The organism is Ruegeria sp. CH8 (genome assembly GCF_056536985.1).
Genome location: NZ_JBQFQR010000051.1, coordinates 1 through 14,274, shown reverse-complemented (window position 1 = coordinate 14,274; position 14,274 = coordinate 1). Strand labels below are relative to the sequence as shown.

Annotated in this window: 10 protein-coding genes and 1 pseudogene; 7 read left to right on the top strand and 4 right to left on the bottom strand. The window is 46.6% G+C overall.

Translation table 11 applies throughout. The annotated features are described in order from the left end of the window. Positions 1 to 118 precede the first annotated feature (118 nt). From ACR0ER_RS25120 to ACR0ER_RS25105, 4 genes are all read right to left on the bottom strand, one after another. Positions 119 to 1,396, bottom strand: coding sequence for an O-antigen ligase family protein (locus ACR0ER_RS25120; RefSeq protein ID WP_480771206.1), 1,278 nt, complete (start codon positions 1,394 to 1,396; stop codon positions 119 to 121). A gap of 14 nt (positions 1,397 to 1,410) precedes the next feature. After that, complete coding sequence (locus ACR0ER_RS25115; protein WP_480771205.1) at positions 1,411 to 2,634, bottom strand: glycosyltransferase family 4 protein; 1,224 nt, start codon at positions 2,632 to 2,634, stop codon at positions 1,411 to 1,413. A 147-nt stretch (positions 2,635 to 2,781) separates the two neighbouring features. Next, positions 2,782 to 4,920, bottom strand: a complete 2,139-nt coding sequence (locus ACR0ER_RS25110) for a LamG domain-containing protein (protein WP_480771204.1) — start codon at positions 4,918 to 4,920, stop codon at positions 2,782 to 2,784. A 77-nt stretch (positions 4,921 to 4,997) separates the two neighbouring features. After that, the gene (locus ACR0ER_RS25105; RefSeq protein ID WP_480771203.1) at positions 4,998 to 6,158 is read right to left on the bottom strand and encodes a glycosyltransferase family 4 protein; all 1,161 of its coding nucleotides are present in this window, start codon (positions 6,156 to 6,158) and stop codon (positions 4,998 to 5,000) included. A 489-nt stretch (positions 6,159 to 6,647) separates the two neighbouring features. Here ACR0ER_RS25105 and ACR0ER_RS25100 point away from each other — a divergent pair, with 489 nt between their 5' ends. The 7 genes and pseudogenes from ACR0ER_RS25100 to ACR0ER_RS25070 form a co-directional block, all read left to right on the top strand. After that, positions 6,648 to 8,690 (top strand): GumC family protein, encoded by a 2,043-nt coding sequence (locus tag ACR0ER_RS25100; RefSeq protein WP_480771207.1) that lies wholly within the window; start codon positions 6,648 to 6,650, stop codon positions 8,688 to 8,690. 22 nt (positions 8,691 to 8,712) lie between these two features. After that, positions 8,713 to 10,044 carry a polysaccharide biosynthesis/export family protein gene (locus ACR0ER_RS25095; RefSeq protein ID WP_480771202.1) on the top strand — a complete coding sequence of 444 codons (1,332 nt, stop codon included), beginning with the start codon at positions 8,713 to 8,715 and terminating at the stop codon, positions 10,042 to 10,044. After that, the gene (locus ACR0ER_RS25090) at positions 10,041 to 11,072 is read left to right on the top strand and encodes a glycosyltransferase family 2 protein (protein ID WP_480771201.1); all 1,032 of its coding nucleotides are present in this window, start codon (positions 10,041 to 10,043) and stop codon (positions 11,070 to 11,072) included. Before ACR0ER_RS25095 ends, ACR0ER_RS25090 begins: the two co-directional genes overlap by 4 nt. Positions 11,073 to 11,110: 38 nt before the next feature. Then, positions 11,111 to 12,244: a glycosyltransferase gene (locus ACR0ER_RS25085; RefSeq protein WP_480771200.1), complete on the top strand. Its 1,134-nt coding sequence runs from the start codon at positions 11,111 to 11,113 to the stop codon at positions 12,242 to 12,244. A 159-nt stretch (positions 12,245 to 12,403) separates the two neighbouring features. Further along, positions 12,404 to 13,195, top strand: a complete 792-nt coding sequence (locus ACR0ER_RS25080) for a sulfotransferase (protein WP_480771199.1) — start codon at positions 12,404 to 12,406, stop codon at positions 13,193 to 13,195. A 134-nt stretch (positions 13,196 to 13,329) separates the two neighbouring features. Further along, the gene (locus ACR0ER_RS25075; protein WP_480771198.1) at positions 13,330 to 14,010 is read left to right on the top strand and encodes a sulfotransferase; all 681 of its coding nucleotides are present in this window, start codon (positions 13,330 to 13,332) and stop codon (positions 14,008 to 14,010) included. Between the two features lie 63 nt (positions 14,011 to 14,073). Next, a pseudogene (locus tag ACR0ER_RS25070) lies at positions 14,074 to 14,274 on the top strand (hypothetical protein); the annotation flags it as partial.

Genomic DNA, 14,274 nt, shown 5'->3' with positions numbered 1-14,274 from the left:
AAAAGAAGGGCAAAGATGGACGACTTTTACGCCGCCCGCAGCAGGGTCATCCCGCCGCTACCGTGGTCGACTTTCTCACCGCCGTTCTCACTAACGTTCTTAAAAACTGCATAAAGTGTTATTTAGGGTCTACTGAGTACGCGAACTGATGACTTAGCCGCTGATAAAAAAACTCGGGAAGCAAAGCCACGAATAAGAAAGCTAAAAATGCTTCGTTCCCAGAACCCTCAAAAAAACATTGGATGAAAAAGGTAACCCAAAACATGAAGAAAATTGCGGCATACCGTTTTCCATTTTTTACATATATTAGAACACCATAGGATAAAGAACGGACCCAAGGCAAGGTATAGGCGACTAGACCCAGCATGCCATTTTCCACTAATACACGTTGAAACTCGTTATGAATACTTGTCAGAAAATACTGTGGCAGCCAGTGATAGTTTTCTCGGACAAAAATTGTATATCCGTTAGTCCCAAGGCCCAAAAAAGGGTTAACTCGAACAAGATCCCAGGTTAGTTGCCCAGAAAATATTCTTTGCGAGTTGCTTTGCGTTATACCTATCTTGCCGGTGGCCATTTCCGCCAGTGTAAAATCCTCGAACTGCCCAAAGTTAAATACCGAAAACAGCTGGCGTGTCAGGTAATCATCAGAGGTGATAAGCATCGCAACAAAAGGAAGAGTGCAAAGAGCTAACGCGGAAAGTACACTCAAGCGAACGTAGCCTGCGGATAGTAGCAACACCAGATTCAGAATGTAAGCCAGCTGAGCTTTTCTTTCACCGCTCATCACCAATAGGCCCGCGATGAGCCCAATAACAACGTAGTCTATCAGTCGGGCACGCCGTTTTGTGCATATCATTAGCGCGAAGATTACTGGAACGGCATAGGATAAAAGTAGCTTTGGTTCATCCAGCCGCTTCCAACCAAAGTAAAAACCATTCGCGACATGCCAGTAAACATTGAAACAAGTTATCAGAATTGAAACTAGAATGAACGTTCTTGCCATGCGGATCCAGTCAAGCTGACCTGCGTAGAGGACCAAGACGTAGCCGAACATCGCAAGTTCAACTGCCTGGATGGTCTCTCGAATACCGTTCTTAGCTGAGATGGGAAATGCAAGTGCGACGTTAATAGTCAGAAAAAATAGTACCAGACCAAATCCTGTCGAGAAGCTCAACCGCCGTTTCAATAGTGATCCGCCGATCAATATTGGCGTACAAACTAAACACACTAAGTCAAAAGGTTTAAGAACAAGGAGTGGTGTCTTTAAGTCCAGCCCTAAAAATATCGAAGAAAACCCGGCAAATAAAAGGATGAACAAGAAACGTTCATACTTTTGGGCAGTTGGCTCCAAGTTGGTATTTTTTGTATGTGCAGAATTTGCCAAACTTGTCATGTGTAAAATGCGGGTTACGAGTAACTCTCTCCAGATAGGTTTTCGTACAAGACGAGATACCTGTCGCGAACAGCCTTGGAGTCGTATCTTTTTCGAGCGCTATCGGCTATTTTTGTAGACCATCTCTCCCATTCGTCGGAACTCATGGAAAGCGCTGCACGAAGCCCAACCTGTATGTCTTCCGTCGAAGTTCCCGCGACAAACAGAGGGTAGTCGCAGAAATCTACGACATCTCTATTTCCGCTGACATCCGACAATATTGGCACGACTCCGGCGCATGCCGCTTCGAGCAGAGCATTGGAAAGCCCCTCAGATGAAGATACCAATAAAAGGAAGTGCATTCGCTGCAAGTGATCAAAGACGTTGTTAACCCTTCCTTTGCAATCGATTTTCTGCCCTCTTTTTGAAGCTGAACTCTTTGCAATTGAGTTAAGTAACGGGCCGTCACCCAACAGTTCCAATCGGTAGCTTCCCTTGCACGCCAGCGTACTAACCGCATCTACAATTTGAGAGACATTCTTTTCATCTGAAAGCCTCCCCACGTAGGCCAATATGACCATATTATTAAACCCTTCTGTTCTAGGGTTCCCGCGCCCAACGGCAATTTCCTCAACTTGGTCAACATCCACACCGTTGGGAATTCGAAGCACTCGTTCACTGGGAACTCCCCACTCCAGGCAATTCTTTTCTATTTCACTGGAAATCGCGACGACAGCCGATGATCGGCGGGCTACGAACTTAGCGCCGGACCGGCCCACAATGTATTTTTTCTGGCTAATGATATTGAAGTCATTGCGCTCACCGCCTACGCCTAGCTTCATGACAGTTGGTATTCCAAAAATCTGATATGCCACGGCGGCTACATAAGCGTTTATTCGCAACTGGTGACAGTGAAGAACCGATACACGTCGGCGGTTCCACGCTATCCATATCAGAACTTGGAGCGCCCATAGCAACGACGCTGGTAAGTAACGCCCAGCCAATTGCGGTGGGCGATATGTCCAAAACCTTACAACGCCTTTTTCTTCCTTTCTTGGTTTAAAGCCTGGCACACGACTTGTGACTACAACAACATTTACGCCGGCCTCGATCAGGTTTTGCGTAAGCGCCGCACATTGCTTTTCGGCACCTCCCAAGATTTCAGAGTATTGACAGGTTAACATCACCACAATTTTTGAGTGCGAGTTAGCGCTACTTCTGCCAACTTTTGCTATATTTGTGATCGATTTTTTTGTCATTCATCAATCTCTACAAGGGTACACAACACCGCTACAAACCGGCTAATTCTAACACTGTCCGGCTCGATAAGGTGTAGCGAAGTTTTTGCTTTCGATCAGATTTCTAAAGAAACTGGCGTGAACCTCTGAATTCGGCCCAACACCTTCCTACGCACCTCCCACACGTAATGTATCACTCCAAGCCTCAGGCTGGTTTACAGCACCAACAAGTTTCATCATGCATCGGACCTCAGACCCAGAGTCTGATTGTGTAATCTCATACTTGGGATCAGGGCTGAAACCACGCGGGTAGCCGTCGGAGTACCAGTAATACCAAATATCTTTGATGTCGGTTTCCAGATCCGCGGCACAGTGCAGAGTTTTCCCAACCAGTGCTTCTCCCACAATGGTTGGACGGGCAGAAAAGGGTTTCGTGAATCCTTCCAGTTTTTCTTCGCGCTGAAGAACTTCGATGTAATCCAACACCATGTCATGACGAACATTCTGATCAGGCTCACCATGCTTAAGTCGCAGAGCATAGTCCGCGATCATGTATAGCCGCTCAAGAAACTCTCTAGGGGTCGCTACTCGAGCCAACTCAGTTCCGTCGACCCCCAAGTAAGTAAAATCGGGCTCTATACGAAGTTCCCAGAGATGGAATTTTCCATCCCAGATATCGATGTCCAACCGCGCAGCAAACATCTTTTCATGGGCTATGTCTTTTTCCAGGTGTCCAAATTTGCCAGGATACTCACCCGCATGAACATGGGCGGAGCCACCATTGATCCATTGATCATCATTTCCTTCAAATTCAAATCCGTCGATTTCAATTCTTTCCGATGTCCTCCAAAACAAATGCTCGAGATTGTAAAACCACAAGATTGCCGGAAAGAAGCCCACTTCTGGGTTTCCATCAATCTCTGGCAATTTTACTCGTGCCCTGAATATGCCGCCACCTTCCCAAGAACGCCCTTGGCCAACGTCGTTCACACTATAGATCGCTGACCCCTTCCATTGTTTGTCGAAACCTATGGACAAAGTCAAAGTGGAGCTGTCGGGATCGTGGGTGTAGAGGTCCGCCCCACGTTTTAGATTTTCTAGTTGCGCGTCTTTGCCCACCCCACCGTTCCAACCAGGTGCAAACCATATTCCGCCTTGACCACCTTCGCTTGCATCACTCCGAGACACCGAGTTTTCACGGAAATCGTCCAAAAAAACACGCACATATCCCTCATCCGAAGGCAGCGGCTTTCCCAGATGCTCCATTCGAGAATTCTCAGGGATTGAATACCAGCTATCTGACCATAGTTGCTCATCATGGGAGTACCGCGCAGGAAAATCCCGCTCATCGTGAATCGGAGGTTCTGAACGATAGGCAAACTCTTCTGGTAAGAGGTGTAAAGACCCGATGCGCCTGGCTGCCCACCCAACAATTTTATCAGCCAGAACTTCAGACAATTCAGTTTGCCCAAAGATGATCGCATCAAACGACCAGCCAAGTGAGCCGCCTTGGGGGTCGCCAATAAAGCTCTTGGCATCCTTACGTGACGAAGGCGCGGAGAAGGTTAATGTATCTGAAACTTCCGGATCACTCTGGCCATTAACGCTAAGAAACAACCGCCCGTGCCTGCGGTAGACCAAAACTATGTTCCAAGTTTCACCGTCAGCAATCAAATCATGGTTGGATAGACTATATGTCCTCGAACCGCTAGGCCCCTGCCCGCGCCAGCTGACACTAATTCCGGACTTGCCACTGTATTCGACCCTCGGTACTCGCCCTCCCGCCAGTTCATCTTCATTGACACTTAGTAGAGTGACACGATCTTCTGCTGAATTTGGCGGCTCAACCTTCAAAAGCAAAAGCATCCATCGGTAGCTTTTCAGGGCATCGTCAACATGACCAAAATTTAGATGTTGACGGCTGCCAGCCGCAAAACTGATTCCGGAATTGGTGTTGCCGTAGGTAGGTTGCTCTTTGGGATCGTCCTGCACGGCGTCGATTGGATTGAAGCCTGTGGCGCCCAAGTTTCTTACAGGACCCTCAGGTGTGTCATCCTGGGTGTAGCCGTTCACCAATAGCTCCCGCACATCCAACAAGTTAAACAGATTACCTTCCGCCACTGGATCAGTTGCCTGAGCTTCAACTGCTGACGAGGAAAGTAGAAGCGCTGCAGTAAATGCGGACGGCACAACGCACAAAATCCATTTAAAATATTCAACTAAGCATCGAATCTTGATCAACATTAGCGATACACACCCACTTCTTTCGCAACACTCCCAGTGTTCAAAGTAATAAAGCTGCAACACCTAAAGAGCTCTTCTAGAAATGCTTACATTGGCAAAGTTTGAAAGCTCCGTGCAGCGGATCAGCGAGAAACTTCCGCTTAGGTCTCCAAAGAACTTAGCGCATGTTCTTCGTTAACAGATATACCCTTTCGAAGAGCAACTTTATTTATGACCTCTTCAACTTTTGGCTCCATTGCGTTTAGTGACCATTTAGAAGTATCAAATTGGCGCGCGCAACTAGTCATCGTTTCAAGCATTTCGGCGTCGGTCAACAATTGATCCAAGTGCCTCTGCATTTCAGCAACGCTCCCTGTTTCAACAACCAAACCGTTAGATCCATCCTGAACAATTTCTTCGATGCCTGGTAACCAAGTAACTACCATTGGCTTACCTGCGGCGACGTATTGGACCAAAACTCGGGGCAAGCCTTCGCGCATTGACGCAAGAACGCAAATATCGGCGGAGGCAATGTACTGCTCGACATTTTTTTGAAAGCCTACAAGATGAACGTGTTGGCTTAGCCCATATTGATCCACACTCTCTCTGATGGCGTTCTCACACTCTCCTTGTCCAACAAGGTAAAGATGCAGATCTGGATGCTTCTTAACCAATCGCGCAAAGACGCTGATAAACTCCAAATGTCTCTTTCTTGGCTCCAAAGAAGCCGCCATAGTCAAAACTCTACCTTTTGGAAGCTGATCCAACGCAGACGCACGACGGAAGCGATCGAGATCCATCCCGGAATAGACAACAAAATTATTTTCGGCTTTTCCCAGCCCAGCTTTGAGGTTCGCGTCGTGCATCCCTTGAGAAACGGCAATGTAGGCGTCAGTGTTCAGCGCAACCAGCTTCTCGAGCGATAGGTACACGATGCGCTTCACCGGCGATACATTCAGGAAAGGCAAAATGTGAACGCCATGCAGAACAATAGGCGTTCGACATCGCCATGCGGCCGCGCGACCAAGAACACCCGCCTTTGAGGCATGTGTATGAATTACATTTGGAGAAATCTGCCGAATGGCGCCGCAAATTCTCGAAAAGGCTCTTAAATCTCTGATCGGGCTTAATTCCCTTACAAGACCTTGGATTTGTTGCGTTTTCACTTTCCCGGAGATTGTAGATTTTCTTTCACTATCGCATTCTTGTCCGTAGAGTAACCAGACCTCATGCCCACGTTCAGCCTGAGCATTACATGTTGCAATCGTATTTTCCTCTGACCCGCCATTGAGCAGGCACGTAATAACGTGAACAATCTTCATTCATCTCAACCCTTACAATCGTGTAACTAAGTGGTTCTATAGAGAACAGTATATCCGCACTATCAGAGTAGGTCTTTAGCCGTCGTAATTTAGCGAGCATCTGCTGTGGAATTTAGAAGCCCGTGTATTGAAGATTTTAGCGTTTCCACTAAGCTTTCCCGGCACACAGCCACGCGCACCAACTTAAAAAACCTTGCACCCGATGTACCAGCATTCTCCGCGGCGGATCGTGCGACCAAAGATCTACATTGTCAGAGTTTTATAGCAAACCTATGGAGATTCTTTCCGGTAATTCCGTAGCCAACCCCAGTTCGCAGTCAACAAAGCTCAAAAAACGTGCATGTTTAGGAGTAGTGCATAGATTGGAACAGAGGCTTATCGCAACTGAGCATTGGCTAACTCGATTGTCTTTTAAATCGTCAAAAACTCTGTAGGCTACATCCTTGTGGAACTTGTGCTCGCGCACCAACACTTTCAAAAGAAACCACTATATACGGAATATATACAATATTAGTTAGGGACCCCATATCAACCAGCACCGAGGATAACGTCGCCAATATATCCCTATGGATAAGGCTGATATGGAGTCGACACAGGTTTATTTTAGGCTGCGCATTGCTTTGCGCTTTGGGCGGGGGTCTGTTCGCTCTTACTCGGCCAGAGCTGTACCAGTCCTCAGCGCTGGTTCGAATCGGTCAAAGCAAAGGTAGCCTGGTTGATGTTCAGGAAGCACTTGGAACATCAAGTCGCAATAGTGAAGAAATAAACATCACTCTCAGCAATGAGTTGCGAGTGATTAAGTCAAGCAATGTCTTACAAGAAGTCATAAACTCTCAGGACCTGATATCCGATCCCTATTTTAACCCGCGCAGCGGCGAAGCCACAGAGAATGCTTCAGAAAAGAACCCCGCAGTAACCAATGAGCCTGAAGTGTCAGACAATGACCAAGCTCAACCCCAAAACGTGGATGACACTACAAACAGGATTGTTTTGCGTCGCCTGCAAAAAGCTGTTGAAATTGAGCAATTGGGATACTCGCAAATATTGAAACTGTCTGTCACGGCAGACGAAGCGGATAAAGCAGCCCGTATCACCAATGCAATTGTTCAAGCTTACCTGAAAATTGAAATCCAAGAACGTCTAAATGCCACGAGGGAGACTGTGGATTGGCTTAACAACCAGTTGAGTGAACTTGAGGCAAAAATGCAGGAATCAGCAGATGCGGTAGACAAGTTCAGACGCGAGAGTGGACTTGGCGATCAAGAGCAAAGTACTGCACTGTCAAACAGTTACAGCCGCCTTCAAGATAGCCTCAGTGAAACCATTGCCCAACGAAAGACACTTGAAGACCGCGTGCTCGAAGTGCAGTCTGGCCTGTCACCCGACACGGAAGAAAGAAGTGTTGCACTCGAGCAGGCTCTGGAAGCCTCAAAGCTGCGAGAAGCAGCAATCAGTAATAGCCTGAACCAGATAGAAGAGCGTTTAACCCGACAAAACGTCGCTCAGTTTCAGCTTGTCCAGTTGGAGCGAAAGGCGAACGCGGACGCGCTCATATTCGAACGCTTCCTTGAACAAATACGACAGGCGGACGCAATAGGCGAATTAACTAAATCAAACGTGGGCATAGTAGAGATCGCGACCCCTCCTTTAAAGCCCATTGGTCCGGGTATGAAACTACTCGTTGCGGCAGCATTTATAGCGGGAGGTTTCTTAGGGGTAGTGTTCGTGCTGCTTCAAGAGGCGTTCCGCAGTACAATCGAAACCCGCGACGAACTTGAAAAACTAACGGCGCTTCCCGTCATTTCGAGCCTGCCTCTTGTTGACGACGAAGGCGACGACAAGATTGGCATACTTGATAAGCTAGTAAGTCAACCCTATACGGAATATGTTGAAGCCCTGCGAGCCATCAGTTATCGCCTATTGACCAAAAACAATGACCAACCCGTGGTTGTTGCTATTACCTCTTCAATCCCCGGAGAAGGTAAAACCTTGATTTCGATGGCATTGGCTTTGTTTCACGCGCATTTTTACGAAAAGCGTCAAATTCTGATTGACTGCGACCTCAGGCGGTCTCAGCTTTCTCGAATTCTACAGGAAGATGATTATCTCGATCTTGGTGACTACTTGCTTGGTAAAGCTTCGGCATCAGATGTCATTCAGCCCGACCCCGTTTACAACTTAGATTTAATACCGTCGCACGGATCGCAGTCAGTGGGTCCTGATATTCTCTCAGGTGACCGCTTTAAAGAGCTCATCGAAAACCTCAAGAAGGAGTACGACATTATCATCTTGGATACTCCACCCATAACTCCGGTCCAAGACATCAGTATGATCTCGCATTCATGTGATGAAGTCTTTTTCGTGGTTTCACGGATTAAAAGCACCCGGGAACTTGTTACAAACGCTCTAAAAAAACTTAGGAGTTTGGATATCACTGTTTCTGGGATAATCTTTAACGCAGTCGACTTGAAAAAGGAGGCCAGTTATCGAGGTGTCTCATACTATTCCTACTCAGACTATCACAAGGGCTAGTCAGGTGCTTTTCAGAGACCCGGTGAGTGCTTTCACCTTGTTCAGACAATGGGTTTTCCCTTGGTTTAATAAGAACTTCCGCTCTCTAGCAGGAAGATGTTGGTTAAGAATTTTGCCGACATTAGTGTTTAGCCTAATACTGCCCAATATTGTGAAGGCCGAGTACATCCTCACCCCGGGAGATGAGATTACATTATCAATTGGAGAGCTACCCGACAGTACCGTGGTATCACGCATAGATATTGACGGAAAAATCAGTTTTCCAAGATTGGGATCGTTCCAAGCAAGTGGGTTCACACTGACAGAATTGCGAGAGAACATTAACCTTGAGACCGCAGGTATGGTCATTTCTATTTATTCCCCATCAGGGGAATGGTTCCAGGTTACGATAGATGGAACCAGTATTTATCTTGGTATGAAATCTTATCTCCCCGTCTTTGTGACTGGCGATGTCGCAAGGCCGGGTCCTGTTGAGTTCCAGCCGGGAATGACTGTGCGAACCGCCTTAGCAAGTGGTGGTGGTGTTCTCTCGTCTTTGATTTCGCCCCAAGAAGCGCTGGTAAACGCTCCAGTACTCAGGTCGAATCTAACGACTCTCGCCATTGAACACGCCAACTTAGTCGCCGAGCTTTGGAGCTTGAATGCCCTATTCGAACGCGACGAGAACCTTTCAATGTCCGGCTTGCCATCAGTTTCGGTAAACAAAGAAAACTTCGAAGCCTTTATTCTATCCCGAAAAGATCAGGTGAGACTGATGTTGCGCGAACGCTTGACTGAGTATGGCCACCTGGAAGATCAACTGGCGACACTGACCAAAAGAATTGACTTGTTTAACGAGAAACTTCGCAATCAAGAGCAACTGATTGAACTTGCAAAGGAAGAAGTAATCAGCGCAGAAACATTGGTTGAAAAAGGTTTAGCTCGCGCAAGTGTTCTTAGTAACGCACGGCAGTCTCTGTTGGCGTTATCTTCCAACACTTTGGAAGCAGAGAGCATTCTTGCTGAACTTGAACTGCAGAGAAAATTGATCCATCAACGCATTGATATCTTTGATAGCTCCTTCAATGTGGAATTGTTGGAGGCGCGCGCCACTCTCGAGCCCAGAATAAAGTCACTTTCCAGTGAGATTCTGGGTGCTCAAGAAAGCCTCGTACTAAATGATGGAGGCGCGGGCAGTATACTGCGGCAGTTTGAGGAAGATCTGAAGCTCTACTTGATCCGTGGAACTGGTGATAAGGCGACTACTTCGGATGCCAGCTTTGATGATTTACTGAGACCGGGCGACGTCGTGGAAGTAGACAATATTGTACTATTTCCAGAGAGTTCCGAAAAAGATCAGAGTGTTGGACAATGAGCACTTTGGGGTCATCCAACCAAACTCACGATAGAATGCAACAAAATTCATGTTCTGCGCAGGGCTGCGCTTCAGTTGACGTAGTTATCACCTGCTATAACGAGGGGTTATTTATCAAGGAAGCAGTGCAATCTGTACTGGCTCAAACCGCGAGCACTCGCATTGCCTCAATTGTCGTGGTAGACGACGGCTCCGACAGTGAAACAATCAAAGTTCTAGAGAATATTAGGAGTTGGGACCCTCGAATTTCAGTTTACTTTGGGCCCGGCGGCAATCGATTACCAGCGCAGAGAAACCTTGCGATTGGCAAGTGTTCTGGGCCCTATATAGCCATTCTGGATGGTGATGACATTTGGGAACCAGAAAAACTAGAGCTCCAGATTGCAGTGTTGGATAGGGATAAAAAAATTGGATTGGTTTACTCTGACTACTACACGTTCGCAGATGGAGACCCGGACTCTTACAGGCGTGTAAATGCAATCGACTTGAGCACAGCGGAAAACCAAACCAGGGCATACTTCCTGAACGATCCACCTATTGTACCATCGACGACAGTTTTCAGGCGAACTGCGTTTGAAGACTCTGGTGGGTTTGATGAACACGTAAAGCTCTTTGAGGATACAGATCTCTGGATCCGGATGTCACGGGTTTCAAGGTTCGGTTTTGTCGACACGCCGCTAACTAGAAAAAGGTATCATCGCTCTAGTCTCACCGGTGCCAGTCTTGACGTTATGCAGGACCATGCGACTATAGCACTAAAAGCCGTTTTAGATGACCCTGAACTACTGAAATATGTTCCCAGAAGGCTTGCTGAACGCGCGCGCAAACTCGGCAACCAGCACTACATTTTAGCGGATCCTGCTGCCGCGAGAAAACTACTGAAACTCTCCTTGGATCTGTATCCATTCAGCCCCCGTACTTGGGCATCTTTCTTGGTTGTATGGCTTATTCCAAACCTATCGTATCGCTTGTTGAACTCAAACCTGCAAACTCGACGACGTGCTCTCGGGATACATGAAAGCCAATAAGTGTTCGGAAAACTATTTAGCTGTTGGTCGCCTTAGACATGTCTACTCCACCAAAACTGCTGTACTTTCTCAACTCATTCAATCGTGGCGGAGCCGAAATCGGCGTTAAAACACTGCTAGAGTTAGGCTTATTCGAAGGGTTTGACATAACTATTGTAGCGATATCCCGGGGAAACGGCAGATTGGATGATGGCCTGACCGCTTTGGGCTACAAAGTTATTTATTTTTCCGCATCCGACAGAATGACCATGAAAGACTTGGCGGTATCATTTTTTCGATTGTCGAAATTGATCTCTCAAATGAACCCCGACATCGTTATTGGTTCCTTGCCCCAGGCAAACATTGTTGCCAGGCTAGCGTGCTGGACAAAACCCAAGATTACCTTCATATCTTACGAACACAACACACATTTAGCAAAACGCCTCTACGAACTTGCCTTCAAGCTGACTTCATCAAGGGTGGACTGGGTTTTCGCCGACGCAAATTTCACATTAAAGACCACTATAAGACGTCTTTATTTTCGCGAACCGAAACAGACTTCTATCGTTCCATTAGTTTTTTTTGACACCCCAGCAAAATGCTATCAACACCCTAATAGCACCAAACCTTTTCGAGTGATCAACACGGGGCGCTTTACCAACACAAAAAACCAATCCGCAATAATTGAAGCTATTTCCATTCTACGAAATAGAGGTAAAGAGGTTTCGCTCACGTTATTCGGTGAAGGTGAAAATCTACACAAATGCAGGACGCTCGTAAAAAAATTAGATTTGACGAATACTGTTGAATTTTTAGGATTCGTTGAAAACTGGCCAGAGCAACCTTCAGATTGCTTTGTTTTAGCGAGCCGTCACGAAGGACTATGTATCGTGGCACTAGAAGCAATGCACGCAGGCATTCCGGTAATTTCTCCCTTAGTAGGAGGCATAAATGACTACGGAAACGAGAAGAACATCCTGACTCTTTCTTCCGTCGAACCAACGGAGATAGCTAACAGCATTCAAGAACTATTGGACCAACCCAATGAGGCGGCTTCTCGTGCCAAAAGTGCTGCAAAAATAGTCAACGATCACTACAGCATCGCTTCTGTAAAGAAGCGAATCACAGAGGTGAACCGGACAATGCACCTCAGTGTCGAAACTATGCCCCCCCCCCTCCATGAACCTGAATAAATCCTGACCGCTTTGATCAATGCCAGCAAATCCACAAAGCGTTGAAATTATTGCTCTTGACCGCCGATTTCTCTCGTGTTGCTGAAGATAGGCATCTATTCTACTGAGACAGGCTCACGCTCTCTCATTTCGTATTTTAATTTTTGGAGGTCGGTCTAAATGAATGTTGTGGGAGTAAACTGTTTTGGCCGCGGTGGGTCGGCAATATTCTTTTCAATATTGGCTAGTTCTCCCCATATTATAACCTCAAAAGAATGGCATAGGGAGGTTTTTCCAAGCCGACGGATCGGAAAGGCATTTCGGGTATTACGCTACAAATATGGCTTTACCGCCGCCGACCCGTTTATTGGCGCTACTTCCGCAAAAAGACTCGAAGATATCTATAAAACAGAAGTTGCAAAAAAGCCGACCGCCACGCAATTTGCAACTAAGGTCATGGATTTCTATAGTGTATTCAACCCTGCCATTTCAGCAGCCCATCCTGGTACGCGGTTCGTTCTGTTTCTTCGTGAGCCTGTTGGGCAATGTGAAAGCCTTATTAGATCAGGAAATTCATTGAACGAAGCTATCGATTGGTATAATTCCGTACTTGAACTATTTTGGCGACAAAAGCTCGAGAACAACGACATACCTGTCTTTCGATTTGAGGATCTCTTACGAAATCCGGAAACATTCGCCATGTCAGTTTATGAAACTTTACAGTTACCCCCACCACCGAACGGCCAGATCAATTTGAGAACGAAACGTTTTGGCTCGGACAGAAACAAAAACGAAGACGCAGCGACGGGATGGACTAAAGTCGCCATAAAGGATTTGGGCGATTTTATTGATGCGTCCGTGAACCAGCGCGCCCGCAGTCGGATCGGCGAAGAAAAAGCAGCTGAAATTCTTTTCCGCACGAGGCTTACAGCAGAGCGGTTCGGTTACAAAATTGAAACGGCGACTGAATAAAAGAAACAAACTCGCGCAACGGCACACTCAACTCTGTATAATTTCGTTAGCCGTCACTAGTAAGTTTCTATTGCGGCATTGTATTCACAAGTATTTCGTTTGAAACGAAAAATACTTTCAACAGGAGGGGTTACGTGGCGACCTTGCGAGAAAAACTGCACAACATCCGCACTCAAACTCTAAGCCCACAGACCAAGATATTCTTCATAGGCTACAACAAGTGCGGGACAACTTCACTCGATCACCTCTTAAAAAGTGCTGCGATCCGGTCCGTCCATTACCACGCACCTATGGTCGATTTCAATCCGTTGTTGTTAAGAAAGCCTCTACAGAAAATATACTTGAGCTTAGCAAGTGAGGTGGTAAGGCGCAGGTCTGACCGGGCGGCATTAAGGAAACTTCTCGATCGGCACACTGCATATAGCGATTTGTTTTTCTTTTCAGAAACTAGCCAAGTCGAAGCAATTGAGTACTTCGAATTATTTCATGATCTGTATCCCGAGGCATATTTTATTCTAAATGATCGAGACGAAAACAAGTGGCTTCAATCGCGCAAAAAGCACAAAGGCGGCACCCTTGTTAAGGAAGCTATGAAGTATTACGCTACAGATTCTGATGGCCTCATAGAAATCTGGCGGTCGAAACGCAAGGCACACGTCGAAAACGCGCTAAGATTTTTTGAAGGAAACATTCGTTTCCTGCATTTTCGCATTGACCAAGACGATATTAAAAACCTTGTAGAATTCTTAGCGCCTGAGTTCAAAATTTCCGATCGAGATTGGATCGTTATGAACAGAACCATAAAGCTAAACTAGGCTCAGGATACATTGATTTTCACTGTGCGCATGATTCACGACTTCGAAAAATGGAGTGGTGACATGAGCGACCTTTACTGGCTGACCGGCGATCAGATGGCCACACTTTCCCCTTTCTTCCCAAAGTCGCACAGCAAGCCACGGATCGATGATAAGAGAGTGTTGAGCGGGATTTGTCTTTGCCCCCTAAAATTGTGCCACTACTTTGGCCGAGAAGGGGGAACAAGGGATGGCTCGGAAGCGATACTCGGACGAAGACATTCT

Excerpts from the sequence above, each read along its gene's own strand:
- ACR0ER_RS25120 (WP_480771206.1), bottom strand. The coding sequence starts at position 1,396 with ATGACAAGTTTGGCAAATTCTGCACATACAAAAAATACCAACTTGGAG.
- ACR0ER_RS25115 (WP_480771205.1), bottom strand. The coding sequence starts at position 2,634 with ATGACAAAAAAATCGATCACAAATATAGCAAAAGTTGGCAGAAGTAGC.
- ACR0ER_RS25105 (WP_480771203.1), bottom strand. The coding sequence starts at position 6,158 with ATGAAGATTGTTCACGTTATTACGTGCCTGCTCAATGGCGGGTCAGAG.
- ACR0ER_RS25090 (WP_480771201.1), top strand. The coding sequence starts at position 10,041 with ATGAGCACTTTGGGGTCATCCAACCAAACTCACGATAGAATGCAACAA.
- ACR0ER_RS25085 (WP_480771200.1), top strand. The coding sequence starts at position 11,111 with ATGTCTACTCCACCAAAACTGCTGTACTTTCTCAACTCATTCAATCGT.
- ACR0ER_RS25080 (WP_480771199.1), top strand. The coding sequence starts at position 12,404 with ATGAATGTTGTGGGAGTAAACTGTTTTGGCCGCGGTGGGTCGGCAATA.